This is a genomic window from Microlunatus panaciterrae, assembly GCF_016907535.1.
GTDB classification, from domain to species: domain Bacteria; phylum Actinomycetota; class Actinomycetes; order Propionibacteriales; family Propionibacteriaceae; genus Microlunatus; species Microlunatus panaciterrae.
In genome coordinates this window covers 217,882-243,813 of sequence record NZ_JAFBCF010000001.1, presented here as the reverse complement: position 1 = coordinate 243,813, position 25,932 = coordinate 217,882, and the positions used below count along the sequence as shown (strand labels likewise).

At 69.1% G+C, this 25,932-nt stretch carries 22 protein-coding genes; 21 read left to right on the top strand and 1 reads right to left on the bottom strand.

Annotated elements, in window-relative coordinates:
• Positions 1-99 precede the first annotated feature (99 nt).
• From JOE57_RS01090 to JOE57_RS01045, 10 genes are all read left to right on the top strand, one after another.
• Positions 100-861: a YebC/PmpR family DNA-binding transcriptional regulator gene (locus JOE57_RS01090; RefSeq protein ID WP_204916005.1), complete on the top strand. Its 762-nt coding sequence runs from the start codon at positions 100-102 to the stop codon at positions 859-861.
• 166 nt (positions 862-1,027) lie between these two features.
• The gene (ruvC, locus tag JOE57_RS01085; protein ID WP_204916004.1) at positions 1,028-1,594 is read left to right on the top strand and encodes a crossover junction endodeoxyribonuclease RuvC; all 567 of its coding nucleotides are present in this window, start codon (positions 1,028-1,030) and stop codon (positions 1,592-1,594) included.
• Positions 1,591-2,196 (top strand): Holliday junction branch migration protein RuvA, encoded by a 606-nt coding sequence (gene ruvA / locus JOE57_RS01080; RefSeq protein WP_204916003.1) that lies wholly within the window; start codon positions 1,591-1,593, stop codon positions 2,194-2,196. Before ruvC ends, ruvA begins: the two co-directional genes overlap by 4 nt.
• A gap of 3 nt (positions 2,197-2,199) precedes the next feature.
• Positions 2,200-3,300, top strand: a complete 1,101-nt coding sequence (gene ruvB / locus JOE57_RS01075; RefSeq protein WP_204916002.1) for a Holliday junction branch migration DNA helicase RuvB — start codon at positions 2,200-2,202, stop codon at positions 3,298-3,300.
• Positions 3,301-3,399: 99 nt separating this feature from the next.
• Positions 3,400-3,951 carry a preprotein translocase subunit YajC gene (yajC, locus tag JOE57_RS01070; RefSeq protein ID WP_204916001.1) on the top strand — a complete coding sequence of 184 codons (552 nt, stop codon included), beginning with the start codon at positions 3,400-3,402 and terminating at the stop codon, positions 3,949-3,951.
• A gap of 81 nt (positions 3,952-4,032) precedes the next feature.
• On the top strand, positions 4,033-5,673 hold the full coding sequence (gene secD, locus JOE57_RS01065) for a protein translocase subunit SecD (RefSeq protein WP_239579032.1): 1,641 nt from the start codon (positions 4,033-4,035) through the stop codon (positions 5,671-5,673).
• The gene (gene secF, locus JOE57_RS01060) at positions 5,673-6,980 is read left to right on the top strand and encodes a protein translocase subunit SecF (RefSeq protein ID WP_204915999.1); all 1,308 of its coding nucleotides are present in this window, start codon (positions 5,673-5,675) and stop codon (positions 6,978-6,980) included. The genes secD and secF overlap by 1 nt, the downstream gene beginning before the upstream one ends.
• Positions 6,981-6,982: 2 nt before the next feature.
• The gene (locus JOE57_RS01055; protein ID WP_204915998.1) at positions 6,983-7,528 is read left to right on the top strand and encodes an adenine phosphoribosyltransferase; all 546 of its coding nucleotides are present in this window, start codon (positions 6,983-6,985) and stop codon (positions 7,526-7,528) included.
• Entirely contained in the window at positions 7,519-8,631 is a 1,113-nt protein-coding gene (locus JOE57_RS01050) for a potassium channel family protein (protein WP_420827694.1), read from the top strand. Before JOE57_RS01055 ends, JOE57_RS01050 begins: the two co-directional genes overlap by 10 nt.
• 233 nt (positions 8,632-8,864) lie before the next feature.
• Positions 8,865-11,087, top strand: coding sequence for a RelA/SpoT family protein (locus JOE57_RS01045; RefSeq protein ID WP_204920118.1), 2,223 nt, complete (start codon positions 8,865-8,867; stop codon positions 11,085-11,087).
• Between the two features lie 246 nt (positions 11,088-11,333).
• Here JOE57_RS01045 and JOE57_RS01040 read toward each other — a convergent pair whose 3' ends face one another.
• On the bottom strand, positions 11,334-12,605 hold the full coding sequence (locus JOE57_RS01040) for a DUF349 domain-containing protein (protein ID WP_204915996.1): 1,272 nt from the start codon (positions 12,603-12,605) through the stop codon (positions 11,334-11,336).
• 30 nt (positions 12,606-12,635) lie between these two features.
• Here JOE57_RS01040 and JOE57_RS01035 point away from each other — a divergent pair, with 30 nt between their 5' ends.
• The 11 genes from JOE57_RS01035 to alaS all read left to right on the top strand — a co-directional run bounded on the left by JOE57_RS01035 (position 12,636) and on the right by alaS (position 25,897).
• Positions 12,636-13,325 carry an MBL fold metallo-hydrolase gene (locus JOE57_RS01035; protein WP_204915995.1) on the top strand — a complete coding sequence of 230 codons (690 nt, stop codon included), beginning with the start codon at positions 12,636-12,638 and terminating at the stop codon, positions 13,323-13,325.
• On the top strand, positions 13,322-14,662 hold the full coding sequence (hisS, locus tag JOE57_RS01030; protein ID WP_204915994.1) for a histidine--tRNA ligase: 1,341 nt from the start codon (positions 13,322-13,324) through the stop codon (positions 14,660-14,662). The genes JOE57_RS01035 and hisS overlap by 4 nt, the downstream gene beginning before the upstream one ends.
• A gap of 43 nt (positions 14,663-14,705) precedes the next feature.
• Complete coding sequence (locus JOE57_RS01025; protein WP_204915993.1) at positions 14,706-16,172, top strand: DUF2252 domain-containing protein; 1,467 nt, start codon at positions 14,706-14,708, stop codon at positions 16,170-16,172.
• Positions 16,169-17,101 carry a DUF389 domain-containing protein gene (locus tag JOE57_RS01020; RefSeq protein WP_204915992.1) on the top strand — a complete coding sequence of 311 codons (933 nt, stop codon included), beginning with the start codon at positions 16,169-16,171 and terminating at the stop codon, positions 17,099-17,101. Before JOE57_RS01025 ends, JOE57_RS01020 begins: the two co-directional genes overlap by 4 nt.
• Positions 17,102-17,160: 59 nt before the next feature.
• Positions 17,161-18,162: a pyridoxal 5'-phosphate synthase lyase subunit PdxS gene (gene pdxS / locus JOE57_RS01015; protein ID WP_275588287.1), complete on the top strand. Its 1,002-nt coding sequence runs from the start codon at positions 17,161-17,163 to the stop codon at positions 18,160-18,162.
• An 11-nt stretch (positions 18,163-18,173) separates the two neighbouring features.
• On the top strand, positions 18,174-18,782 hold the full coding sequence (pdxT, locus tag JOE57_RS01010) for a pyridoxal 5'-phosphate synthase glutaminase subunit PdxT (RefSeq protein ID WP_204915991.1): 609 nt from the start codon (positions 18,174-18,176) through the stop codon (positions 18,780-18,782).
• Positions 18,783-18,987: 205 nt separating this feature from the next.
• Entirely contained in the window at positions 18,988-20,793 is a 1,806-nt protein-coding gene (gene aspS, locus JOE57_RS01005; protein WP_204915990.1) for an aspartate--tRNA ligase, read from the top strand.
• Between the two features lie 211 nt (positions 20,794-21,004).
• Positions 21,005-22,423 (top strand): replication-associated recombination protein A, encoded by a 1,419-nt coding sequence (locus JOE57_RS01000; RefSeq protein ID WP_204915989.1) that lies wholly within the window; start codon positions 21,005-21,007, stop codon positions 22,421-22,423.
• 80 nt (positions 22,424-22,503) lie between these two features.
• On the top strand, positions 22,504-22,899 hold the full coding sequence (locus tag JOE57_RS00995) for a DUF948 domain-containing protein (RefSeq protein WP_204915988.1): 396 nt from the start codon (positions 22,504-22,506) through the stop codon (positions 22,897-22,899).
• Positions 22,899-23,132, top strand: a complete 234-nt coding sequence (locus JOE57_RS00990; protein ID WP_204915987.1) for a DUF6167 family protein — start codon at positions 22,899-22,901, stop codon at positions 23,130-23,132. Before JOE57_RS00995 ends, JOE57_RS00990 begins: the two co-directional genes overlap by 1 nt.
• Positions 23,133-23,230: 98 nt before the next feature.
• Positions 23,231-25,897 (top strand): alanine--tRNA ligase, encoded by a 2,667-nt coding sequence (gene alaS / locus JOE57_RS00985; RefSeq protein ID WP_204915986.1) that lies wholly within the window; start codon positions 23,231-23,233, stop codon positions 25,895-25,897.
• Positions 25,898-25,932: the final 35 nt, after the last annotated feature.

Here is a 25,932-nt window from a genome sequence, read left to right as displayed (position 1 = left end):
GCGGCCGGTGAGCGCGCCGCCGAGCAGGTGGTGTGCGCCAGACTCCGTGATCAGGCCAACACCGTAAACAGGGCAGACACCGTACTCAGGAGGGTGAAGATGTCGGGACATTCGAAGTGGGCGACGACCAAGCACAAGAAGGCGGTCGTCGACGCCCGACGAGGGAAGCTGTTCGCGAAGCTGATCAAGAACATCGAGGTGGCCGCCAAGATGGGCGGCGGCGACCCGGCGGGCAACCCCACCCTGTACGACGCCATCCAGAAGGCGAAGAAGAGCTCGGTACCCAACGACAACATCGACCGTGCGGTCAAGCGCGGCTCGGGCGCCGAGGGCGGTGGCGCTGACTACGAGACGCTGATGTACGAGGGCTACGGACCGGCCGGGGTGGCGATGCTGATCGAGTGCCTGACCGACAACCGCAACCGTTCGGCTTCAGACGTGCGGGTGGCCATGACCCGCAACGGCGGCACCATGGCCGATGCCGGCAGCTGCTCGTACATGTTCGCCCGTAAGGGCGTGGTGGTGCTGGCCAAGGAGCAGGACAGCCGGACGCTGACCGAGGACGACCTGCTGGAGGCGGCGCTCGATGCGGGCGCCGAGGAGGTCAACGACCTGGGGGACAGCTTCGAGGTGATCTCCGACCCAGGAGATGTCGTCGGCGTGCGGCAGGCCATCCAGTCCGCCGGCCTGGACTACGACTCGGCCGAGGTGTCGTTCGTGCCCTCTGTCACGGTCGAGGTGGATGGCGAGACCGTCGGCAAGATCTTCCGCCTGATCGAGGCGCTCGAGGACTCCGACGACGTGCAGAACGTCTATGCGAACTTCGACGCCCCGGAGGACGCGCTGGCCGACGCGGGCTGACCGGACCGTACCGGGTCGCCGGCACGCGGTCGGTTCTGCGAGCCTCCACCGCTCGGCCGTCGGGGCACCGTAGGATCGCATCCGAACGTCTGTTCGACCGATCCTCCGCCCGATCCAGCTGTCCAGCTCTGGCGCCTGACGTGCCACCCGACCACGAGGAGCCGTGATGCGCGTACTCGGCATCGACCCCGGCCTGACCCGCTGCGGGCTCGGCGTCGTCGAGGGCGGCATGGGCCGGCCCCCGACGCTGGTGGCGGTCGACGTCGTCCGCACGCCGACCGAGCTGGACGTGGCGCGCCGGCTGGTCCAGATCGAGGCGGCGGTGGAGGAATGGCTGACGACCTACCGACCGGACACCCTGGCGGTGGAGCGGGTGTTCGCCCAGCACAACGTGCAGACGGTGATGGGCACCGCCCAGGCGGCCGGGGTAGCGATGCTCGCTGCGGCCAGGCGGGGGATCCCGGTCGTGCTGCACACCCCGAGCGAGGTGAAGGCGGCCATCACCGGGTCCGGACGGGCAGGCAAGGACCAGGTCGGAGCCATGGTGACCAGGATCCTGCGCCTCGACAGCCCGCCCAGGCCCGCCGACGCGGCCGATGCCCTGGCACTGGCCATCTGCCATGTCTGGCGCGGGTCGGCGAACCACCGCATCAACGACGCACTGCAGGCGGCCGCGGCTCAGTCCAGGCGGCAGCGGCAGGCGTTCGCAGCCCAGGTCAAGGAGAAGAAGTGATCGCGCAACTGTCCGGAACGGTGATCGGGCTCGGGCCGACGTCGGCTGTGATCGAGGTCGGCGGCCTCGGCGTGGTCGCCCTGTGCAGCCCGGGTACCACCGCCGGGCTGAGGATGGGCCAACCGGCCACCCTGCACACCTCGCTGATCGTCCGGGAGGACTCCCTCACCCTGTACGGCTTCGCCGGTGGCGACGAACGGGACTTCTTCGAGCTGCTGCTGACGGCCACCGGCGTCGGGCCCAAGCTGGCCCAGGCCGCGCTGGCCGTGCTGACCCCCGACGAGCTGCGGACCGCGATCAGCACCGAGAACCTGGTGCAGCTGACCAAGGTGCCGGGGATCGGGCGCAAGGGTGCCCAACGGATCGTGATCGAGCTCAAGGACAAGATGAACGCTGTCGGGCTGGCCAGTGTGCCGGCGGCCGGGCCGGCCAGCTCGAACCCGTGGCGGGAACAGGTCAGCCAGGGTCTGCAGGGACTGGGCTGGAGCGCGAAGGACGCCGACGCCGCCTGCGCCGACGTCGAGCATCTGGCCGCCGACGACCCGCCGGCGAGCGTCGCGATGCTGATGCGGGCCGCGCTGCAGCGGTTGGCCAAGAGCTAGCCGATGACCGACCATGATGCAGTGAGCGAGCAGGACCCCCGGTCGACGCACCACCAGTCGGCCGGCTACGAAATCGTCGATCCGCACCCGGACCCGGACGAGGAAGCGGCCGAGTCGGCGCTACGGCCGACCAGCCTGTCGGAGTTCGAAGGCCAGGAGCGCGTCAGCGACCAGCTCGGGCTGGTGCTCGAGGCGGCCAGGCACCGGGGTACGGTGCCGGACCACGTGCTGCTGTCCGGTCCGCCCGGGCTGGGCAAGACGACCCTGGCCATGATCATCGCCGCCGAGATGTCGGCTCCGCTGCGGATCTCCAGCGGGCCCGCCATCCAGCACGCCGGCGACCTGGCCGCCATCCTGTCCGGCCTCACCGAGGGTGAGGTCTTCTTCCTCGATGAGATCCACCGGATGTCACGTCCCGCGGAGGAGATGCTCTATCTCGCTATGGAGGACTTCCGGGTCGACGTGGTGGTCGGCAAGGGGCCGGGCGCGACCGCGATCCCGCTGGAGATCCCGCGCTTTACCCTGGTAGGTGCCACCACCCGGGCCGGGCTGCTGCCCGGACCGCTGCGGGACCGGTTCGGCTTCACCGCTCAGCTGGACTTCTACCACACCGCAGCGCTGGAGCACATCGTGTTCCGGTCGGCGCGGCTGCTCGGCGCCCAACTGCATGCCGAGGGGGCAGCCGAGATCGCCCGCCGTTCCCGGGGCACGCCCCGGATCGCCAACCGGCTGCTCCGCCGGGTCCGCGACTTCGCCCAGGTGCGGGCCGACGGCTTCATCACACCGGCGGTCGCGCAGGCGGCGCTGGAGCTCTACGAGGTGGACGAGCAGGGTCTGGACCGACTGGACCGGGCGGTGCTGCAGGCGATGTGCCACCGGTTCGGGGGCGGGCCGGTTGGGCTGTCCACCTTGGCCATCTCGGTCGGGGAGGAACGCGAGACGGTCGAGGAGGTGGCCGAGCCGTTCCTGGTCCGGGAGGGCTTCCTGATGCGCACCCAGCGCGGCCGGGTGGCGACCGCGGCGGCCTGGCAGCACCTGGGTCTGGCCCCGCCGACCGGTGTGCAGGGTGGCCAGGGCGCGCCCGACCTGTTCGGCGGACTCTAGGATTGTGGGCGGGTGTAGGTAGAGTACGGCGGTCGGCGCTTTTGCCGGACATCAACTGGCGTGGCAGTCTGGTCGCGTCGCAAACGGGACGCTGGAGTTATGGAACAATATTCGACCCTGTTACTGATCGTGGCGATGATCGCCCTCTTCTACTTCCTCATCCTGAGGCCGCAGAAGAAGCGTCAGCAGGCCCAGCAGCGGACCCTGAACTCCCTCACCCCCGGGACGCAGGTGCTTCTGGCCAGCGGAGTCTTCGGCAACATCGTGGAGATCGGTGAGAAGCAGGCGGTCCTCGAGGTGTCGCCGGGTGTGCAGATGACGGTGCTCAAGGCCGCGATCGCCCGGGTGGCGACGGATGCCGACCTGGAACCGCCGCTGGAGGAGACGGAGTTCGAGGAGTCGGAGTTGGACGAGGTCGGCGACGCCGAGCCGATCGGCACCGTTCCCGATGACGCCTCCAGCCTGACCGATCGGCACGACGCCGTCGAGCCGGTCGCCACCGAGCCGGACGGGTCCACGCCGGCGCGCACGGACGCTGCTCCCACCTCGGAGCAGTCCGCGTTCGAGAGCCCCCGTCTCGACCAGCCGGCCGGTGACGAGACGTTCCAGGCCCAGGAACCGCAGCGCCTGCGCGACCCGAACAAGGAATAGCCACCCGTGGCAACGAAGCCTGGCCACCCGGGCCGCACTCTGGTGGCGCTGCTGATCGTGGTCGTCGCGTTGGTCGGTCTGATGGCGTTCACCAAGTCCTGGACCCCCAAGTTGGGCCTCGACCTGCGGGGCGGAACCACCATCACCCTCACCGCCTCGAACACCAGCGGTGCCGGTGATGTCGACCCGAACAGCCTGGAGCAGGCGCGGACCATCATCCAGAACCGGGTGGACAGCCTCGGCGTCGGCGAGTCCGAGGTGACGACCGCCGGCAACAACCAGATCGTGGTCAGCGTGCCGAACGTTCAGCAGGACGAGCTCGTCCGGCTGGTCGGTCAGACCGCCGTGCTGCGGTTCCGCGCCGTCTACGCCGCCGAACCGGTCCAGCCCGCCGTCCAGGCCAGTCCCAGCCCGAGTGCCGGCGCCAGCGCGTCGACCCAGCCGGGAGGCGGCGCCAGTGCGTCTGCCGCCCCCGGTGGGTCGGCCACTGCCTCGGCCCGGCCGAGCGCCTCCGCGACCGGAAACGGCCGCCCCGCGCCGCAGTTGCCGACGGCGCCGCCCGCGCCGAAGACGCCCCGCCCGACGGAGGCCGGCAAGGGCACCGCCCCCGACAAGGCCATCAACTTCCAGCCGAGCGAGAACGACTACAGCGAGTTCGCCACGTACAAGTGCGGAGACGAGTTCCCCGACGTGTCGGACCAGCCGCTGTTCGCCTGCAACCGGGAGGGCACCGAGAAGTACCTGCTGGGCCCGACCCTGATCAAGGGTGACCAGCTGACGTCGGCCAGTGCCGGCGTACCGCAGGGGCAGCTCACCTGGGTGGTCAACCTCGAGTTCGACTCCTCCGGGGCGAAGGCGTTCCAGAACGCGACCGGCGTACTGGCCACCCGTCAGGACCCGCAGAACCGGTTCGCCATCGTGCTGGACGGGAAGTCCATCTCCGCGCCGTCGGTGAGCGCGGCGATCCCCGGCGGCAAGGCCGAGATCTCGGGCAACTTCAACCAGCAGTCGGCCCAGGAGCTCGCCAACGTCCTGAAATACGGCGCCCTCCCGCTGTCGTTCGAGATCTCCGAGGTGTCCAACGTCTCGGCCACCCTGGGCGGTGAGCAGTTGCGCGCTGGCATGATCGCCGGGCTGATCGGCCTGATCCTGGTGGTCGGCTACTGCTTCCTGTACTACCGCGGCCTGGGCATCGTCGTCGTCGCCTCGCTGCTGGTTGCCGGCACCATCACCTACGCCACCATGGTGCTGCTCGGTGGTTCCGTCGGGTTCGCGCTGAACCTGCCGGGTATCGCCGGCGCGATCGTGGCCATCGGCGTCACCGCCGACAGCTTCGTCATCTACTTCGAACGGATCCGGGACGAGGTTCGCGACGGGCGCAGTCTCCGTTCGGCCGTCGAGGTCGGCTGGCGCCGGGCCCGGCAGACGGTGCTGATCGCCGATGCCGTCTCGATGCTCTCCGCAGTGGTCCTGTTCGTGCTCGCGATCGGCTCGGTGAAGGGCTTCGCGTTCACTCTCGGGTTGACGACCCTGATCGACGTTGCGGTGGTGTTCCTGTTCACCAAGCCGCTGATGACGCTGCTGGCCCGGACGAAGTTCTTCGGCGGCGGCCACCGGCTGTCCGGGCTCGACCCGGCTCACCTGGGGGTCAAGGAGCTGCCCGGCAGGCGACCCCGCAAGGGGCGGGCCGCTGCGACGGATCCCGAAGTAGTGGAGGCCTGATGTCCAAACTGTCCAACGTCGGGCACAAGCTCTACACGGGGGAGATCTCCTACGACTTCGTCGGCAGAAGGCGTCGCTGGTATCTCGTCTCGGCCATCCTGATCGTGGTCGCGCTGGCCTCCCTCGGCCTGCGGGGCCTCTCCTGGGGGATCGAGTTCAAGGGCGGTGCCGACTTCCAGGCTCCGGTCAGCGTGACCCACAGCACCGTCGACGACGTCCGGCATGCGGTCGAGGCGTCCGGTGTCACCGACCTGGGCGAGGCCTCGGTCACCACCATCGGCACGAACACGGTGCGGGTGCAGACCCGCACCCTCGACGTGGACGAAGTGGCGAAGGTGCGTGGGGCGATCGCGAAGGAGGTGGGGATCAAGAGCGAGGAGGTCGCCTACAGCCTGATCGGTGCCTCGTGGGGCAAGCAGATCACCGACAAGGCCCTGATCGCGCTGGTGGTCTTCCTGGTCCTGGTCACGCTGGTGATCTGGGCCTACTTCCGGAACGGGAAGATGTCCATCGCTGCATTGGTGGCGTTGCTGCACGACCTGGTGCTGACGGTCGGGATCTATGCCCTGGTCGGGTTCACCGTCAGTCCGGCAACCCTGATCGGCGTGCTGACCATCCTCGGCTACTCGCTCTACGACACCGTCGTCGTCTTCGACAAGGTCCGCGAGAACGTCCGCGACATCCGCTCCAGCACCACCCGCACCTACTCCGAGGGTGCCAACCTGGCGGTCAACCAGGTGCTGGTCCGGTCGATCAACACCACGGTCATCGGCGTACTGCCGGTGGCGGCGCTGCTGTTCGCCGGAGCTGCCATCCTCGGCACCGGGCCGCTGAAGGACCTGGCGCTGGCGCTCTTCGTGGGTATGGTGTCGGGGGCCTACTCGTCCATCTTCATCGCGACGCCGCTGCTGGCCCAGATGAAGGAACGCGAGCCGGAGATGGTCAAGCTCCGGAAGCGGGTCGAGAACCGGCGGGCCAAGGAGACAGCCCGGACCGGAGCCAGCACCGATGCAGCCGAGCGGGCCGGGGCGAGCCGGACTGCAGCAGCCAGTCGGCGCAGCGCCTCGTCAGCGTCCGGAGCACAGGGATACCGCGAGCGGCTGGCCGCCAAGCAGGCGGAGGAGGCCGGCGAGGGCAGCGTCGAGCAGTCGACGACGCCGGAGCAGCCGGCCGAGGGCGGCTCGAAGATCCCCATCACCGTCACCCGGACCGGGAGCACCCCTGCGGTCGGGACCAGGCCGCTCGACGACGCCGCCGCCAAACGGCCGCAGCCTCAGCACCGACCGCGAAGCCAGCGGAAGAAGTAGTGATGAGCCCCAGCGCCGCAGACCGGCTCAGCCGGCTGATCCGCGACATCCCCGACTTCCCGCAGCCCGGCGTGGTGTTCAAGGACATCACCCCGCTGCTGGCCTCCCCGGGCGGTTTCGCCGAGGCGGTCAACGGCATGGTCGAGATCTCCCCGGACGACATCGACGTCGTGGTGGGGATGGAGGCGCGCGGATTCATCTTCGGGGCACCGGTCGCGTTGGCACTGGGCGCCGGCTTCGTTCCGGTGCGCAAGCCCGGCAAGCTGCCCGGTGACACCCTGGCACAGAGCTATGACCTGGAGTACGGCGCCGAGACCCTGACCATCCACGCCGACGCCATCGCCGACGGGGCTCGGGTCCTGGTGGTCGACGACGTGCTGGCGACCGGCGGCACGGTCGGAGCCACCGCCGGACTGCTCAAGCAGCTTGGCGCAGAGCTGGTGGCCGTCACCGTACTGATGGAGCTGACCTTCCTCTCCGGTCGCGACTACCTGACCGCGCAGGGGATCGACACCGTCAACGCGCTGCTGCGCTTCGGATCGTCATGAACAGCGAGGAAGGTCGCAGCAGGCCGGCCTGGGGCTACCAGGCACTGGTCAGCCTGCCGGCGCGCACCTCCACGCCGACCCGGGAGCTCGGGCGACGGGCGCTGTTCGCGCTCGGGCTGCTGGTGATCACCGTCGGCCTGGTCTACTTCGACCGCGGCGCCTACCAGGACAACAACGCCGACCATGTGGTCAGCCTGGTCGACGCGATCTACTACGCCACAGTGACGATCACCACCACCGGCTACGGTGACATCACCCCGGTGGCGACCCACGCCCGGATCATCAACGCCATCTTGATCACGCCGATGAGGATCCTGTTCCTGGTGTTGTTGGTCGGCACCACACTGGAAGTGCTGGCGAACGAAGGTCGCCGGGTGTTCCGCGATGCACGTTGGAGGAAGCGGATGCGCAATCACATCGTCGTCGTCGGCTACGGCACCAAGGGCCGGGCCGCCGTGAAGACGCTCGAGAAGAACAACTGCAACCCGGCACAGGTGGTCATCATCGACGGCCGGCCGTCGGCGATCAGCGACGCCAACATCGGCGGCTATGCCGCCATCGAGGGCGATGCCACCCGTCGGGACATCCTCCGCCGGGCCGAGATCAGCAAGGCCCGCGAGGTGATCATCACGCTGGACCGGGACGACTCGGCGATCCTGGTGACGCTGACCGTACGCCAGCTGAACCCGAGCGCACATGTCGTGGTGGCCGTCCGCGAGCAGGACAATGCGACCCTGATCCGCCAGTCCGGCGCCGACGCCGTGGTCACCTCCTCGGATGCGGTCGGCCGGCTGCTGGGGCTGTCCGCGGTCAGCCCCAACCTGGGCACCGTGATCGAGGACCTGCTGTCGTCCGGAGACGGGCTGGAGGTGTCCGAGCGGCAGGTCACCGCCGACGAGGTCGGCAAGTCACCGGGCGAGGTGATGGGCGAACGGGTCGTGGCCGTGGTCCGGAACAAGACCCTGCGACGGTTCTACGACCCCACCGTGGCGCGGCTTGAGACCGGCGACCAGCTGGTGGTGGTCCGCAGGTCCGACCAGGCGGCAGCACCGCTGCCTTCCGGCGGGGAGCGTAGGGAATTCGGGGGTCGACGAGGGCGTTGAAACCCTAGGGAGTGACAGGTGCGCAGGCACCACTAGACTTGGGGACTCCCACGGAATGAGGTCGTCGCTTGAGCGAACCAGGTACCGCCGTCACTCCGACCACTGCGCCGGAGGTGTCACCGACGAGCGCTGACAGCCCGCCGGAGTCCGGTGCTGCGCCTGCGGTCCAGGAGTCCTCCAGCGTCGCGATCCCGGTACGTCTCGCTACCGGACCCGAGCAGCCCAGGGTCCGGATGCGTCAGCGGCTGGCCCGGCTCGGCACCACCCGGCCCCAGGTCGAGGTGCTCGACCCGCTGTTCAAGGTCATCCGCGCCAGCCACCCCAAGGCCGACCTGGCGGTGATCGAACGCGCCTACCGCACCGCCGAGCGGTATCACCGTGGTCAGCTCCGCAAGAGCGGCGACGCCTACATCACCCACCCGCTGGCGGTGACGACCATCCTGGCCGAGCTCGGGATGACCGAGCCGACCCTCTGCGCGGCCCTGCTGCACGACACCGTCGAGGACACCGCGTACACGCTGACCCAGCTGAGCAAGGACTTCGGCGAGGAGGTGGCGCTGCTCGTCGACGGCTGCACCAAGCTGGACAAGGTCAAGTACGGCGAGTCGGCGAAGTCGGAGACCATCCGCAAGATGGTCGTTGCCATGAGCAAGGACATCCGCGTCCTGGTGATCAAGCTCGCGGACCGGCTGCACAACATGCGTACGCTGCACTATCTGCGGCCCGACAAGCAGGCGCGGATCGCCTCGGAGACGCTGGAGATCTTCGCCCCGCTGGCCCACCGGCTCGGCATGAACGCCATCAAGTGGGAGCTGGAGGACCTGTCCTTCGCCACCCTTCATCCCAAGGTGTACAACGAGATCGTCCGGCTGGTGGCCGAGGCGGCGCCGTCCCGGGAACAGTTCCTCTCCTCGGTGATCGACCAGGTCCGGGCCGACCTGAAGGCGGCCAAGATTAAGGCGACGGTGACCGGTCGACCGAAGCACTACTACTCGATCTACCAGAAGATGGTCGTCCGTGGCCGCGACTTCCAGGACATCTACGACCTGGTCGGCCTGCGGATCCTGGTCGAGAGCCCACGGGACTGCTATGCGGCCCTCGGCGTGATGCATGTCCGCTGGAACCCGCTGCCCGGGCGGTTCAAGGACTACATCGCGATGCCCAAGTTCAACATGTACCAGTCGCTGCACACCACCGTGCTCGGACCGCAGGGCAAGCCGGTGGAGCTGCAGATCCGCACCGACGAGATGCACCGGCGGGCCGAGTTCGGCGTCGCGGCGCACTGGAAGTACAAGGAGACCAAGGGAGACACCCCGTCGCCGGCCAGGGGCGACGGCGGTGACCTGGTCTGGGTCCGCCAGCTGCTGGACTGGCAGCGGGAGACCGCCGACCCGGGGGAGTTCCTCGACTCGCTCAGGTTCGAGATCAACTCCAACGAGGTGTTCGCGTTCACCCCGAAGGGCGACGTGATGTCGCTGCCGGCGGGCTCGACGCCGGTCGACTTCGCCTACGCCATCCACACCGAGGTGGGCAACCGGTGCATCGGCGCCCGGGTCAACGGGCGGCTGGTGCCGCTGGAGTCGGCACTGGCCAACGGCGATGTGGTGGAGATCTTCACCTCCAAGGCGGAGGGTGCCGGGCCGAGCCGGGACTGGCTGGGCTTCGTCAAGAGCCCGCGGGCCCGGAACAAGATCCGCCATCACTTCACCAAGGAGCGCCGCGAGGAGTCCATCGAGCTGGGCAAGGAGTCGCTGGCCCGGCAGATGCGCAAGGCCGGCCTGCCGCTGCAGCGGCTGCTGACCCTCGAGCACCTGACCGCGGTGGCCGGTTACTTCAAGCTGGCCGACGTGACAGCGCTGTATGCGGCGGTGGGCGAGGGCACGGTGGGAGCCCAGGCCGTGGTCAACCGGCTGATCCTGGTCGAGGGGGGCGAGGACGCGGCCGCTGACGAGACCAGCGAGGACCGGGTGGTCACCGGCCGCCGCAGGTCCGGTGCCGGTGGCGGCGACGACGCCGGCATCCAGGTGGTGGGCGCCTCCGACCTGTGGGTCAAGCTGGCCAAGTGCTGCACCCCGGTGCCCGGCGACGAGATCCTCGGCTTCGTGACCCGGGGCGCCGGCGTGTCGGTGCACCGGACCGACTGTGTCAACGCCGACAACCTGCGCCAGGAGCCGGAACGGCTGATCGAGGTGACCTGGGCGCCGACGGCCAAGAGCTCATACCTGGTCGCGATCCAGGTCGAGGCGCTGGACCGCAACCGGCTGCTCTCCGACATCACCCGGTCGCTCTCCGACCAGCACGTGAACATCCTGTCGGCGGCCCTGAACACCAGCAAGGACCGGATCTGCAAGGCGAAGTTCACCTTCGAGACCGCCGACCCCACCCACCTGGATCACGTCCTGAAGGCGGTCCGCCAGGTCCCGGCCGTCTTCGACGTCTACCGCATCAACCAGTAGCCCGGTGCCCTGCGGGGTGTCGGTTTCTCGCGCTGACCGGTGTCGGTTTCCCAAGTCAACTTGGGAAACTGTCACATGACTCGGCAAATTTGCCGAGCCATGTGACAGTTTCCCTGGCTGCGTCGCGCCCTGAGGGTCCGGCGTGCGTACGGGTACGGGACGACCGGCGTACGGGACCAAGGGCGTACGGGTGCGGAGGGCGTACGGGACGATGGACGGGCGGCGCGGGGGTCTGTCGAGCCGCGGCTATCCGCTGAAGTCGCTGACGGCCTTCTGCGCCTGGGTGAGCCATTCGCGGTAGGTATTGGCGGACTCGGTCGCCTCTCTGGCGGCCTTCTGGTCGCCGCGGGCCTCGGCCCGGGTCGCTTTCGACTCGAGCGCCTCGATCTGGGCCTCGAGTTTGGCTGCGGTGTCCTCCGCCCGGGCGCGGGCCTCCGGGTTGGTCCGCCGCCACTGCTCATCCTCGGCCTGCTTGATGGCGGACTCGATCGCCCGCAGCCGACTGTCCAGCGGCTTGATGGCGTCCCTCGGCACCTTGCCGATGGCCGTCCAGCGCTCCAGCAGGTCGCGGTAGCCCGCCTTGGCGGCATCCAGGTCGGTGATCGGCAGCAGCGCCTCGCCCTCGACCAGCAGCGCCTCCTTGGCGTCCTGGTTGACCTTGAACTCGGCGTCCTGTTCCTCGAAGGTGGCCTGCTTGGCCGCGAAGAAGGTGTCCTGCGCTGCGCGGAATCTCTTCCACAGCGCGTCGTCCAGGCCGCGCGGCGCCGGGCCGGCCGCCTTCCAGCGGGTCATCAGGTCCCGGTAGGCGCCCGTCGTGGGTCCCCAGTCGGTCGAGGTGGCCAGCGCCTCGGCCTCGGCCACCAGTTTCTCCTTGGTCGCCCGGGCGCCCTCACGCTGCTCGGCCTGCTGGGCGAACTGCGCCTTGCGGCGCCGGGTGTACGTCGTCCGCGCACTGGAGAAGCGGTGCCACAGCCGGTCGTCGGTGGCCCGGTCCAGCCGGGGGAGAGCCTTCCATTCCTCCAGCAGCGCCCGGAACCGGTTCACCCCGCCGCGCCAGTCGTTGCCGGCGGCCAGCTTCTCCGCCTCCTCGACGAACTTCTCCTTGGCCGCCCGAGCCTCCTCGTTCTGCTTGGCCCGCTCGGCCCGGCGCGCGGCGCGTTGCTCCGCGATCATCGGCGACAGCGCCTCCAACCGCGCGAGCAGTCGGTCCAGGTCACCGACCGCGTGTGCATCGGTGACGGCCGTACGGACGGTCTTGATGGCCGAGCCCGCATCATCTGGTGACAGGGCGCCGGATTTGATCCGGGTCTCGAGCAGCGACACCTCGAGCTCCAGGGCCTCGAACCGGCGGACGAAGAAGCTGAGTGCCTCGTCCGGGCCGACATCGGGCACCTGGCCCACTCTGCGTTCCCCATCGGCTGTTCGGACGTACACAGTGCCGTCAGGTTCGACTCGACCGAAGGAGCCGGGTCCCGGTGCCGGGGTCTCCAGGTGTTCGGCCTTTGCGTCTTCGCTCATGGGACAATCCTGCCCGATAGTCTCAAGGTTGTGTTGATCGCCTCTTTTCCCGCTGGCCCGTGGCAGACGAACTGCTACGTCCTGGCCACCCAGCCCGGAGCCGAATGCATCGTGATCGACCCAGGCATGGATGCGGCCGCCGGAGTGGCCGAGGTGGTGGCCGAACAGCACCTCAAACCTGTGGCTGTGGTGCTGACCCACGGCCACCTGGACCATATGTTCAGCGTCGCCCCGGTGTGCAGCAGCTATGCCGCGCCGGCCTGGATCCATCCCGACGACCGCGCGCTGCTCAGCGACCCGTTGCGAGCGATGGGCCCCGAGACGCAAGCGATGCTGCAGCAGATCACCGGCACCTCGGCCGGCTTCGTCGAGCCTGACGAGGTGCGCGAGCTGACCGACGGTGCCCGGTTGGAGCTGGCCGGTCTCGACCTCGGCGCCGTCCACGCCCCCGGGCACACCCCGGGCTCGGTGATGTATCGGACGGCCTACCCGAACGACGACGAGGTCGACTCGCTGGTGTTCTCCGGTGACGTGCTCTTCGCGGGCTCGATCGGCAGAACTGATTTGCCAGGCGGAGACCATGGCGACATGCTGAGAAGTCTGCGGTCGAAGGTGCTGCCCCTGCCGGACTCGGTGGTGGTTCTTCCCGGTCACGGACCGCAGACGAGCATGGCCCGCGAACGGGCCACGAACCCCTACCTGCAGGAAGATGCCCTATGAGTCGCCCCAAGCCGCTGTCGGGTTTTCCGGAGTTCCTGCCCGGGCCCCGGATGGTGGAGCAGTTCGTGCTGGACCGGCTGCGGGAGACCTTCGAGCTGCACGGCTTCGCCTCGATCGAGACCCGGGCGGTCGAGCCGGTCGAGACGCTGACCAAGGGCGGTGAGATCGACAAGGAGGTCTACACCGTCCGCCGGATCCACGCCGACGACGGCGTCCCGGACGAGCTGGGCCTGCACTACGACCTGACAGTGCCGTTCGCGCGGTACGTGCTGGAGAACGCCGGTCAGCTGCAGTTCCCGTTCCGGCGCTACCAGATCCAGAAGGTCTGGCGCGGTGAGCGGCCGCAGGAGGGGCGCTACCGCGAGTTCACCCAGGCCGACATCGACATCGTCGGCTCCGGTGAGCTGGCGGCCCACCACGACGTGGAGATCCCGCTGGTGGCGCTGGACGCGATGGAGCGGCTGCACACCGACCTGGGCCTGCCGCCGGTGCTGATGCGGGTCAACAACCGCAGGCTGGCGCAGGGCTTCTACACCGGTCTGGAGATCGGCGACACCGCTGCGGTGCTGAGGATCGTGGACAAGCTGGACAAGGTCGGCCCGGACCGGGTCAGCGAGCTGCTGGTCAGCGAGGCGTCGCTGACGGAGGCGCAGGCCAAGTCGTGCGTGTCGCTGGCCACCATCTCCTCCGCCGACGAGACCTTCGTCGACGAGGTGCGGCGGCTCGGTGTGCACACCGACGAGCTGGAGGCCGGGATGGAGCAGCTGGCCGAGCTGGTCCGGACCGCCGGTCGGTACGCACCGGGTCGGCTCGTCGCCGACCTGAAGATCGCCCGCGGGCTGGACTACTACACCGGGACCGTCTACGAGACCGAGCTGCAGGGCTACGAGTCGCTCGGGTCGGTGGCCTCCGGGGGCCGCTACGACGCACTCGCCAGCGACGGCCGGACCACCTATCCGGGCGTCGGGTTCAGCGTCGGGGTGACCCGGATCCTGGCGCCCCTGCTCGGCAAGCAGCGGCTGACCGTCACCCGGCCAGTGCCGACCTGCGTCCTGGTGGCGGTCGACGCGGAGGAGACCCGGGCAGCCGCGGTGGCGGTCGCCAGCCAGCTCAGGCAGCGCGGCATCCCGACCGAGGTGGCGCCCAAGGCGGACAAGTTCGGCAAGCAGATCCGCTACGCCGACCGGCGCTCGATCCCGTACGTCTGGTTCGGCGCGGGCGCAAATGACGAGGTGAAGGACATCCGCTCGGGTGACCAGGTGGGCGCCGACCCGGCCAGCTGGCAACCGCCGAGCGAAGACCTGCGCCCCCGGGTCGTCGAGAACTGGGACGAGTGAGACGCAACAATCGGGGCAACCCAGCATCGAGCCAGGAGTAACGATGGCCGCCATTCCCCATACCCATACGGTGCCCAATACCCATACGGTCATCGCCTCCGCCGAGAGCGAGTCCTACTACACCCTGCGGCGACGCCCGAGCTCGCGGAAGGAACGCTACGAGATGGGGCGCGGGCTGCGCCGTCAGGTGCCACGCAAGAGCCTGGCGCTGTGGCAGCCGCCCCACGACCGGCCCGACCCGGTGGCGCAGATCATCGAGTCGCACCAGGGACGACTGGAGTGGCTGGTCCCGGTCCGGGTGGCCCGGATGGTGACCTCACCGTACGGGTTCCTCCGGGGCACGGCGGTGGTGATGGCAGAGGACGTGGCCCACCTGCCCTCCACCGGGATCACTCCGGTGATCTGCGGAGACGCGCACCTGGGCAACTTCGGCTTCTACGCCTCGCCTGAGGCTGAGCTGGTGCTGGACCTGAACGACTTCGACGAGGCCCACCCGGGCGCCTGGGAGTGGGACCTGCGCCGGCTGGTCGCGAGCATCTGGGTTGCCGGGCGCGAGAACGGTCGGAGTGAGCAGCAGTGCGAGGACTCGGTCGCCTCCTGCGTGGCCGCCTACCGGGAAGAGGTCCGGTTCCTGGCCGAGCAGCCGCTGCTGACGCGCTCGTACAACCGCCTGGACGTGCACCGGCTGCACGAGACGGTGACCGAGAAGTCGCTGCACAAGGAGATCGCCAGGTCGGCCCGACGCGCCCGCAGCAGGACCAGCGACCGGGCGCTCCCGCGGTTCACCCGGGAGCACGAGGGTGGCCGTCGGATCGTCGAGGAGCCGCCGTTGATCACCCGGGTCAGCGACGAGCACGCCGACCGGATCGCCGAGGCGCTCGACGAGTACCTGCTCACCCTGGCGCCGCACTGGCGCCGGGCGCTGGGCGGCTACACGCTGGTCGACCTGGCACACAAGGTGGTCGGAGTAGGCAGCGTCGGGCTGCGCGCCTACGTCGCGCTGCTGGAGGGCAGCAGCTCCGACGACGTCGTCTTCCTGCAGCTGAAGCAGGCCCGGCGCTCGGTGCTGGGCAGGTATGTCCACGGCGACTCGGCCTGGCACAAGCACCAGGGGCAGCGGGTGGTCGAGTACCAGCAGGCGCTGCAGACGGTCAGCGACCCGCTGCTCGGCTGGACCACCATCGACGGGCTGCAGTTCTACGTCCGGCAGTTCCGCAATATGAAGGGCACCATCCCGCTGAACCAGATCGACGCAGCGGCGCTGACCGACTACGCCGGCATCGTCGGCCATCTGCTGGCCAAGGGCCATGCTCGCACCAGCGGGGCGTCGATGATCGCCGGGTACGTCGGCTCGGCGGACAAGGTCGACCGGGCCCTCTGCAGATTCGCCCAGTCGTATGCCGACCAGACCGAGGCTGACCATGCCGCGCTGGTAGCGGCGGTGCACAAGGGTCGGCTCCCGGTCAGCGAGGAGGCCCTCGAGGGGGCCGGATCGGCGTTCCGACCATGATGCAGGTCCGGGTCATCACGCCGGTGTCGTTCACCGAGCGCACCATGGCTCTGCTCGATGATCATCCGGCGGTGGCCAATATCGTCCTGTGGGAGGGCGCTGCCCGAAACCCCGCCGGCGACGTGATCGTCTGCGACACGGCCCGCGAGGGCACCAGCGAAGTCCTTGATCAACTTCGGTCGCTCGGCCTGCTCCACCACGGTGCCATCACCGTGCAGGAGGTCGATGTCTCGATGTCGGAGCAGGCCGATCGCTCGGAGAAGGCGGTGCCCGGACTCGGCAGCGACGCGGTGGTCTGGGAGGAGATCGAGCAGAAGACGAGCGAAGAGACCCGGCTGTCGATCACCTATCTCGCCTTCATGGTGGTGGCCATGATCATCGCCAGTTTCGGGGTGCTGCTGGACCAGCCGATCCTGATCGTCGGCGCGATGGTGGTCGGTCCCGAGTTCGGCCCGTTGGCCGCCCTCTGCGTCGGGTTGGTCCGTCGGCACCGGGGGATGATCGGCCGTGCTGCGGTCACTCTGGTGGTCGGGTTCGCGGTCGGACTGGTGGCGACCGTGCTGAGCACCCTCGTACTGGACGCGGTCGGCCTGGTGGACCGCAGCATGCTGCTGGCGAAACGACCGCTGACCGACTTCATCTGGCGGCCCGATGCACTGTCGTGGGTGATCGCCTTCCTGGCCGGGATCGCCGGCATGCTGTCACTCACCTCGGCGAAGTCGGGGGCGCTGGTCGGGGTGTTGATCTCGGTCACCACCATCCCGGCTGCCTCCAACGCCGCGGTGGCCATCGCGTACGGCGTCTGGAATGAGGCTGCCGGGTCGGCACTGCAGCTGCTGATCAACCTGAGCGCCATCATCATCGCCGGACTCTGCACGCTGGCGGTGCAGCGGCTGCGGCAGGCGGCCGCCACCGCCCCCGGGCGGTAGGGGCTGCCGTCGGCTGGGCGTAGGATCGATCCGTCTACCAGCACCGTCAGAAGGTTGTCATGTCCCAATCCTCTCCCGCTCCCGCCAGCGCCGAGACCCCCGTCACCCCGACTACCAGCACCTCCGCCAACGGCGGTTCGCCGGCCCACCCGACCCCGACCGGTACCAGCAGGGTCAAGCGTGGAATGGCCGAGATGCTCAAGGGCGGCGTCATCATGGACGTCGTCACCCCCGACCAGGCGAAGATCGCCGAGGACGCCGGCGCGGTAGCGGTGATGGCCCTCGAGCGGGTGCCCGCCGACATCCGCACCCAGGGTGGCATCTCCCGGATGAGCGACCCGGACATGATCGACGGCATCATCTCGGCGGTGTCGATCCCGGTGATGGCCAAGGCGCGGATCGGTCATTTCGTCGAGGCCCAGGTGCTGCAGTCCCTCGGGGTGGACTACATCGACGAGTCGGAGGTGCTGACCCCGGCCGACTATGTCAACCACATCGACAAATGGAAGTTCACCGTCCCGTTCGTCTGCGGCGCCACCAACCTCGGCGAGGCGTTGCGGCGGATCAGTGAGGGCGCGGCGATGATCCGCTCGAAGGGCGAGGCCGGCACCGGCGACGTGTCCAACGCCACCATGCATATGCGCAAGATCGGCGGCGAGATCCGGCGACTGTCCAGCCTGTCGCCGGACGAGCTCTACGTCGCCGCCAAGGAGCTGCAGGCGCCCTACGACCTGGTGGTCGAGGTGGCCGAGCGAGGCAAGCTGCCGGTGGTGCTGTTCACCGCCGGGGGCATCGCCACCCCGGCCGACGCCGCCATGATGATGCAGCTCGGTGCCGAGGGCGTGTTCGTCGGCTCCGGCATCTTCAAGTCGGGCAACCCGGCGGAACGCGCCGCCGCGATCGTCAAGGCCACCACGTTCTACGACGACCCGGACGTCATCGCCAAGGTGTCCCGCGGTCTCGGCGAGGCCATGGTGGGCATCAACGTCCCCCCGCCTCAGGCGGGCGAGCGGACCGGCGACATGCCGCAGCCGCACCGGCTGGCCGACCGCGGTTGGTGAGCTCGCACTGAATGACCGGTCCACTGATCGGCGTCCTCGCCCTGCAGGGGGACGTCCGAGAACATCTGGCCGCGCTCAGCCACTGTGGCGCCAGGACCCGCGCGGTCCGGCGACCGGGTGAGCTGGCGGACCTTGACGGCATCGTGCTGCCGGGCGGGGAGTCGACGACGATCGACAAGCTGTCACGCATCTTCGAGGTCCGCGAGCCGCTGGTGGAGAGGCTCCGGGCGGGGCTGCCGGCGTTCGGGTCCTGCGCGGGCATGATCATGCTCGCCGACCGGGTGCTGGACGGGGGACCCGGGCAGCAGACCTTCGGTGGGCTCGATATCACCGTGCGCCGCAACGCGTTCGGCCGTCAGGTCGACTCGTTCGAGAGCGATGTCGACCTCGCAGGGATCGACGGCGGGCCGGTGCATGCCGTGTTCATCCGGGCGCCGTGGGTCGAGGAGGCCGGTCCCGAGGTGCAGGTGCTGGGGCGAGTGGAGCAGAGCGGCCACCCCGCAGCGGATGGCCGGATCATCGCGGTCCGGCAGGGCCGGATCCTGGCCACCTCCTTCCACCCCGAGGTCACCAGCGATGTACGTATCCACCGCTTTTTTCTGGACCTGGTCCGGCAGTAGCCGCCGGCGCCGGGTGTCAGGCACGCCGGTTAGTGTCGTCTATCGCCATCCAGCCCCTTGGCGGTCAGGCAGGCGCTGGTAGGTGGCCTAAGATCAGAGGCTGGCCCGGTCCGCCGCGAGCCCCCCCGCACGATGCACAGCACCAACGCACACAGCACCAACGCACACAGCACCAACGCACACAGCACCATTGGAAGGAAACCGAGTGATTCGCACCCACGATGCCGGCAGCCTGCGCGCCGAGCACGCTGGTACCCCTGTGACCCTGGCCGGATGGGTGGCCCGCCGCCGAGATCACGGTGGGGTCGCCTTCCTGGACCTGCGGGACGCCTCCGGGATCGTCCAGGTGGTGGTCCGAGACGAGATGCTGGCCGCCTCCGGCGCCCACGACCTCCGCAACGAGTACTGCATCAAGATCGTCGGGACGGTGAACGAGCGGCCGGCCGGTAACGCCAACCCCGACCTGCCGACCGGCGAGGTCGAGGTCGTCACCGAGGCTCTCGAGGTGCTCAGCGCCGCAGCCCCGCTACCGTTCCAGATCGACGAGCGCGTCGCCGTCGGCGAGGAGGCCCGGCTGAGGTATCGCTACCTGGACCTGCGCCGGCCGGCTCCGGCCGCCGCCCTCCGGCTGCGGAGCGAGGTCAACCGGGCCGCCCGTACGGTGCTGGCGGAGCGCAGTTTCGTCGAGATCGAGACCCCCACCCTGACCCGGTCCACGCCTGAGGGGGCCCGCGACTTCCTGGTGCCGGCCCGGCTCCGGCCCGGGTCCTGGTATGCCCTGCCGCAGAGCCCGCAGTTGTTCAAGCAGCTGCTGATGGTGGCGGGGATGGAGCGTTACTACCAGATCGCCCGCTGCTACCGCGATGAGGACTTCCGGGCCGACCGGCAGCCCGAATTCACCCAGCTCGACATCGAGATGAGCTTCGTGGACCAGGACGACGTGATCGAGCTGTCTGAACAGATCCTGGTGGCGCTGTGGCGGCTGATCGGCCACGAGATCAGCACCCCCATCCCACGGATCACCTACGCGGACGCGATGGACCGCTATGGGACCGACAAGCCGGACCTGAGGTTCGGGAACGAGATCGTCGAGTGCACCGACTATTTCGCCGACACCCCGTTCCGGGTGTTCCAGGCACCGTACGTCGGTGCCGTGGTGATGCCCGGCGGCGCCAGCCAGCCACGCAAACAGCTCGACTCCTGGCAGGACTTCGCCAAGCAGCGGGGCGCTCGGGGGCTGGCGTACGTGCTCTTCACGGAAGACGGAGAGCTCGGCGGACCGGTCGCCAAGAACCTGTCCGAGGCCGAACGGGCCGGGCTCGCCGATCGTGTCGGGGCGAAGCCGGGCGACTGTGTCTTCTTCGCCGCCGGCCCGCGCAACACCTCCCAGGCTCTGCTCGGCGCTGCCCGGCTGGAGATCGCCCGCAAGACCGGTCTGATCGACGAGTCGGCCGCTGTGCAGGACCCGGACAAGGCGTGGGCGTTCTGCTGGATCGTCGACGCGCCGTTGTTCGAGCCGGCCGGTGATGCGGTCGCCGCCGGTGACGTCGCGGTCGGTTCCGGTGCCTGGACCGCGGTGCACCACGCCTTCACCTCGCCGAAGCCCGAGTCCATGGACAACTTCGACAGTGACCCGGGCAAGGCCCTGGCGTACGCCTATGACGTCGTCTGCAACGGCAACGAGATCGGCGGCGGCTCGATCCGTATCCACCAGCGCGACGTCCAGGAGCGGGTGTTCGCGGTGATGGGGTTGAGCCGCGAAGAGTCGGCGGAGAAGTTCGGCTTCCTGCTGGACGCCTTCAACTACGGCCCGCCACCGCACGGCGGCATCGCCTTCGGCTGGGACCGGATCGTGGCCCTGCTCGCCGGCGCGGACTCGATCCGCGAGGTGATCGCCTTCCCGAAGTCCGGTGGTGGAGTGGACCCGCTGACCGATGCGCCGGCACCGATCACACCGCAGCAGCGCCAGGAGGCCGGCGTCGACGCCAAGCCCGAGGAACCCGGAGCCTGACCATGCTGCTGTGTCGCGGCCCCCTTCGACAGGCTCAGGGCCCGGAAGCACGCGCTCTGAGGGGTGCCCTTCGACAGGCTCAGGACACGGAAGCACGCGCTCTGAGCTTGTCGAAGAGCGTTCATCCGTACGTGAGGGGTTGCCCTTCGACAGGCTCAGGGCACGGATCGTCAGGCTCAGGATGCGGGTCTCGGACAAGCTCGGAGGCGCCATGAGTGAGGATCTGTTCGGTGATCTCAGTGCTCCGACAGGCTCAGGGCACGGCCCGACAGGCTCAGGACACGGGGGGAGTCTGAGCGACACGACCCGGGCCGGTTTGCCGCTGGCGGTGCGGCTCCGGCCGCGGACGATCGACGAGATCGTCGGTCAGCAGCATCTGCTGGCGGCGGGGTCGCCGCTGCGCCGGCTGGCCTCGGGCGACACGGCGATGTCGGTGTTCCTCTGGGGGCCGCCCGGGACGGGGAAGACGACCATCGCCTACGTGGTCTCGCAGACCACCCGGCGGCGGTTCGTCGAGCTGTCGGCTGTCACCGCCGGGGTCAAGGAGGTCCGGGCTGTGCTCGACCAGGCGCGCCGCGACCTCAACCAGGGCGTTCAGACCGTGCTCTTCGTCGATGAGGTGCACCGGTTCTCCAAGACGCAGCAGGACGTCCTGTTGCCGGCGGTGGAGAACAGGCTGGTGACGCTGATCGCGGCGACGACGGAGAACCCGAGCTTCTCGGTGATCTCGCCGCTGCTCTCCCGGTCCCTGCTGTTGACACTGCGGCCGTTGACTGACGACGACATCTCCGTGCTGATCGACCGGGCGTTGACCGATGACCGCGGTATCCATCCCGCCGGCGACACGGCGCGCGCGTTCACCCTCGATCCCGAGGCCCGCGACACCCTGCTGCGGATGGCGGGGGGCGATGCCCGGCGGGCGCTGACCTATCTGGAGGAGTCGGCTGCCGGGGCCGAGGCCACCGGCTCCGAGCTGATCGACACCAGCACCGTCGAGCGGGCGGTGGACAAGGCGGCGGTCCGCTACGACCGGGACGGTGACCAGCACTACGACGTCATCAGCGCGTTCATCAAGTCGATCCGGGGATCGGACGTGCAGGCGTCGCTGCACTACCTGGCCAGGATGATGGAGGCGGGCGAGGACCCGCGCTTCATCGCGCGGCGGCTGGTGGTGCTCGCCTCGGAGGACATCGGCCTGGCCGACCCGACCGCGTTGCAGACCGCGGTCGCCGCAGCGCAGGCGGTGGCGCTGATCGGGATGCCCGAGGTGCGGATCAACCTGGCGCAGGCGGTCATCGCGCTGGCGCTCGCCCCGAAGTCGAACGCCGTCGTGCTGGCCGTGGACGAGGCGTTGGCCGACGTGCGGGCGGGGCGGATCGGGCTCGTCCCGCCGCACCTGCGCGATGGGCACTATCCCGGCGCCAAGACGTACGGGCACGGTGTCGACTACACCTACGCCCACGACGAGCCGCACGGGATCGCGGCCCAGCAGTACCTGCCGGACGAGCTGTCGGGGGCCGACTACTACCGGCCGGTGGCCCGCGGTGCGGAGGCGGCGATGGTCGATAGGCTGCGGCGCATCGAGGGCATCCTCAGAATGCATTCCGCAGCAGAGGACCCGCCGCGATAGGGTCGACACTTGATAAGCAGAAGTACTCACGCCCATCGCCCACATCCGGCGTGGCGCCGTCCGGACCGTAAGGAACGCAAATGTCAGTAGGGGAGATCGCCGGTCTCATCGCCGCAATCGCCTTCGTCGTGCTGGTGGCTCTGTTCGCCGTCCCGCTGTTGAAGCTGGGACGGGTGCTGGAGGAGCTGCGGCTCGCCGTGCGCGATATCGGCCATGAGAGCGTACCCATCCTGACCGAGCTGCGAGGCACGGTGAGCGCGACCAACAGTGAGCTCGAGAAGCTCAGCTTCGTCACCGAGGACGTCTCCACGGTGACCAAGAACGCGACCGTCGTGAGCCAGAACGCCGCCCAGATGACGACGCTGTTCAGTGCCACGCTCGGCGGCCCGCTGGTCAAGACCGCTGCGTTCAGCTACGGCATCCGGAAGGCCATCAAGGGCACCGGCACGCCGAAGCGGGGACGGCGGGTGAAGTGATGCGTCGCCTCTTCTGGTTCACCGTCGGTGCCGGTGTCGGCATCTACGGATTGGTCAAACTCCGGCAGTACCTGCAGCAGGCGAGCCCGGAGGCCCTCGGCCACCGGGTCGCGGAGTCGGCGTCGGGGGTCAGGGAGTCGATCCGCGAGTTCAATGCCACAGTGCGAGCCGCCATGGTCGAGCGCGAAGCGGAGCTCCGTGACGCGGTCGGCCTTCCCGAGAACGACAACTGACCACACCCGCGTGCTGTGAGCAACCGCGGCAGGACCCTCGGAAGTCTCAGGGCACGCCGCCGGGCTCAGGGCGCGAATCGCACCACTAAGGAACCCTCATGAACACCGCCGAAATCCGGCGCCGCTTCCTCGACTACTTCGCCCAGCGAGGCCACGAGGTGGTGCCGTCAGCACCGCTGCTCTACAACGACCCGACGCTGCTCTTCGTCAACGCCGGCATGGTCCCGTTCAAGCCCTACTTCACCGGCGCCGAGGCGCCGCCGTTCAACCGCGCCACCAGCGTGCAGAAGTGTGTCCGCACCCTCGACATCGAGGAGGTCGGCAAGACCACCCGGCACGGGACCTTCTTCCAGATGAACGGCAACTTCTCCTTCGGTGACTACTTCAAGGAGCAGGCGATCAGCTACGCCTGGGAGCTGGTCACCGGGTCAACCGAGTCCGGCTGCCTCGGCTTCGACCCGGACACGGTCTGGGTCACGGTGCTGCACTCCGACGATGAGGCGGCTCGGCTGTGGGCCGAGGTCGCCGGCCTACCGCAGGAGCGCATCCAGCGCCGCGGGCTGCGGGACAACTACTGGCACATGGGCATCCCCGGCCCCGGCGGCCCCTGCAGTGAGATCTACATCGACCGTGGCCCGGAGTACGGCCCGGACGGTGGTCCGGTGGTCGACGAGGACCGGTTCCTGGAGATCTGGAACCTGGTGTTCATGCAGGAGGAGCTCTCCGAGGTTAGGGCCAAGGACGACTTCGACACCGTCGGCGACCTGCCCCGCAAGAACATCGACACCGGCATGGGGCTGGAGCGGGTGGCCTACCTGCTGCAGGGCGTCGACAACCTCTACGAGATCGACGAGGTGTTCCCGGTGATCGCCCGCGCGGCGGAGCTGGCCGGCACGGGCTACGGTGCCAAGCGGGCGGACGACGTCCGGCTGCGGGTGGTCGGTGACCACATCCGGTCTGCGTTGATGCTGATCGGCGACGGCGTGACCCCCGGCAACGAGGCCCGCGGCTACGTGCTGCGCCGGTTGCTGCGTCGAACCGTGCGTTCGATGCGGCTGCTCGGCGTACGCGAGCCGGTGCTGAACGAGTTGCTGCCGCTGAGCAGCGCGGCGATGAAGGCGTCCTACCCGGAGGTCGAGAAGGACTTCGACCGAATCAGCCAGATCGCGTACGCGGAGGAGGACGCGTTCCGGCGCACCCTGACCGCAGGCACCCAGATCTTCGACCTGGCGGTCCGGGACGCCAAGAGCCACCAGCTGTCGACGCTGACCGGTGAGCGCGCCTTCCAGCTGCATGACACCTACGGTTTCCCGATCGACCTGACCCTGGAGATGGCCTCTGAGCAGGGGCTGGCCGTGGACGAGGGCGGCTTCCGCCGGCTGATGCAGGAGCAGAAGGACCGGGCGAAGGCGGACGCCAAGTCGAAGAAGGCCGGCAGCCAGGGCAGCGAGGCCTACCGGCAGCTGCGTGACCGCGGCACCACCCCGTTCACCGGCTACTCCGAGCTGGTCACCGACTCGAAGGTGCGCGGCATCGTCGTCGACGGTCAGCTGGCCCAGACGGCCGGGGAGGGCAGCACCGTCGAGGTGGTGCTGGAGCAGACCCCGTTCTATGCGGAGTCCGGCGGCCAGGACTCCGACGCCGGCGTCATCACCGCAGACGGTGTGCGGCTCGAGGTGGTCGACGTCCAGCGTCCGGTGAAGGGCCTCATCGTGCACCGCGTCCGGGTCCTCGAGGGTGAGCTGCGGACCGGTCAGGACGTGCTCGCGTCGGTCGACGCCGAGTGGCGGCTCGGAGCGTGCCAGGCACACTCGGGCACCCACGTGATGCACGCTGCGCTGCGCCAGGTGCTCGGTCCGACCGCGCTGCAGAGCGGCTCGTACAACAAGCCCGGCTATCTGCGGCTGGACTTCGCCTGGCCGAGTGGCCTCAGTCAGGACCTGCGGGCCGCGGTCGAGGAGGCGGCCAACCAGGGCATCCGCAAGGACCTGAACGTGTCCGCCACCTATATGCCGCTGGCCCGGGCCAGGGAGATCGGCGCACTGGCGCTGTTCGGTGAGACCTATGACGAGGAGGTCAGGGTTGTCGAGATGGGCGGCCTCTGGTCCCGCGAGCTGTGTGGTGGCACCCACGTCCAGCACTCCTCCCAGATCGGGCTGGTCAGCCTGCTGGGGGAGTCCTCGGTCGGCTCCGGGGTACGTCGGGTGGAGGCGTTCGTCGGCATCGAGGCGTTCCGGTTCCTGGCCAGGGAACGTTCCCTGGTGCTCGGTCTGACCGACGCGCTGAAGGTACAACCGGACCAGCTGATGGACCGGGTCACCAAGATGGTGGCTCAGCTCAAGAATGCGGAGCGGGAGATCGCGGCGCTGCGCAGCAAGAGCGTGCTGGCCGAGGTGGACTCGATCGTCGCGAAGACCCACGACATGTGGGGGGTCGGCTACATCGGCCACCACGCCGAGGGGGTCGGCGGAGGCGACCTGCGCACGCTGGCGCTCGAGATCCGCAGCCGGGTCGCCCAGCAGCCGTCGGTCATCTGTGTGATCGGCGGGACCCAGGAGAAGCCCAGTGTGGTCGTCGCCACCACCGAAGGTGCCCGTTACCGGGGCCTGAACGCGGGCGAGCTGGTCAGGATCGCCAGTGAGACCTTGGGCGGTCGGGGCGGCGGCAACGACGACCTCGCCCAGGGCGGCGGCAATGACGCGGGCCAGATCCCGGCCGCGCTGAAGGCGGTCGAGTACGCCATCGGGCATCGGGTGCAGTCATGACCTCCGGTGCAGTGGTGAATCTCGGTGGCGGGGCG

Bases quoted from the DNA above. Each gene is read 5' to 3' on its own strand.
- JOE57_RS01090 (WP_204916005.1), top strand. From the start codon at position 100: ATGTCGGGACATTCGAAGTGGGCGACGACCAAGCACAAGAAGGCGGTC.
- ruvC (WP_204916004.1), top strand. From the start codon at position 1,028: ATGCGCGTACTCGGCATCGACCCCGGCCTGACCCGCTGCGGGCTCGGC.
- ruvB (WP_204916002.1), top strand. From the start codon at position 2,200: ATGACCGACCATGATGCAGTGAGCGAGCAGGACCCCCGGTCGACGCAC.
- yajC (WP_204916001.1), top strand. From the start codon at position 3,400: ATGGAACAATATTCGACCCTGTTACTGATCGTGGCGATGATCGCCCTC.
- secD (WP_239579032.1), top strand. From the start codon at position 4,033: ATGGCGTTCACCAAGTCCTGGACCCCCAAGTTGGGCCTCGACCTGCGG.
- secF (WP_204915999.1), top strand. From the start codon at position 5,673: ATGTCCAAACTGTCCAACGTCGGGCACAAGCTCTACACGGGGGAGATC.
- JOE57_RS01055 (WP_204915998.1), top strand. From the start codon at position 6,983: ATGAGCCCCAGCGCCGCAGACCGGCTCAGCCGGCTGATCCGCGACATC.
- JOE57_RS01045 (WP_204920118.1), top strand. From the start codon at position 8,865: ATGCGTCAGCGGCTGGCCCGGCTCGGCACCACCCGGCCCCAGGTCGAG.
- JOE57_RS01040 (WP_204915996.1), bottom strand. From the start codon at position 12,605: ATGAGCGAAGACGCAAAGGCCGAACACCTGGAGACCCCGGCACCGGGA.
- hisS (WP_204915994.1), top strand. From the start codon at position 13,322: ATGAGTCGCCCCAAGCCGCTGTCGGGTTTTCCGGAGTTCCTGCCCGGG.
- JOE57_RS01025 (WP_204915993.1), top strand. From the start codon at position 14,706: ATGGCCGCCATTCCCCATACCCATACGGTGCCCAATACCCATACGGTC.
- JOE57_RS01020 (WP_204915992.1), top strand. From the start codon at position 16,169: ATGATGCAGGTCCGGGTCATCACGCCGGTGTCGTTCACCGAGCGCACC.
- pdxS (WP_275588287.1), top strand. From the start codon at position 17,161: ATGTCCCAATCCTCTCCCGCTCCCGCCAGCGCCGAGACCCCCGTCACC.
- pdxT (WP_204915991.1), top strand. From the start codon at position 18,174: ATGACCGGTCCACTGATCGGCGTCCTCGCCCTGCAGGGGGACGTCCGA.
- JOE57_RS01000 (WP_204915989.1), top strand. From the start codon at position 21,005: ATGAGTGAGGATCTGTTCGGTGATCTCAGTGCTCCGACAGGCTCAGGG.
- JOE57_RS00995 (WP_204915988.1), top strand. From the start codon at position 22,504: ATGTCAGTAGGGGAGATCGCCGGTCTCATCGCCGCAATCGCCTTCGTC.
- JOE57_RS00990 (WP_204915987.1), top strand. From the start codon at position 22,899: ATGCGTCGCCTCTTCTGGTTCACCGTCGGTGCCGGTGTCGGCATCTAC.
- alaS (WP_204915986.1), top strand. From the start codon at position 23,231: ATGAACACCGCCGAAATCCGGCGCCGCTTCCTCGACTACTTCGCCCAG.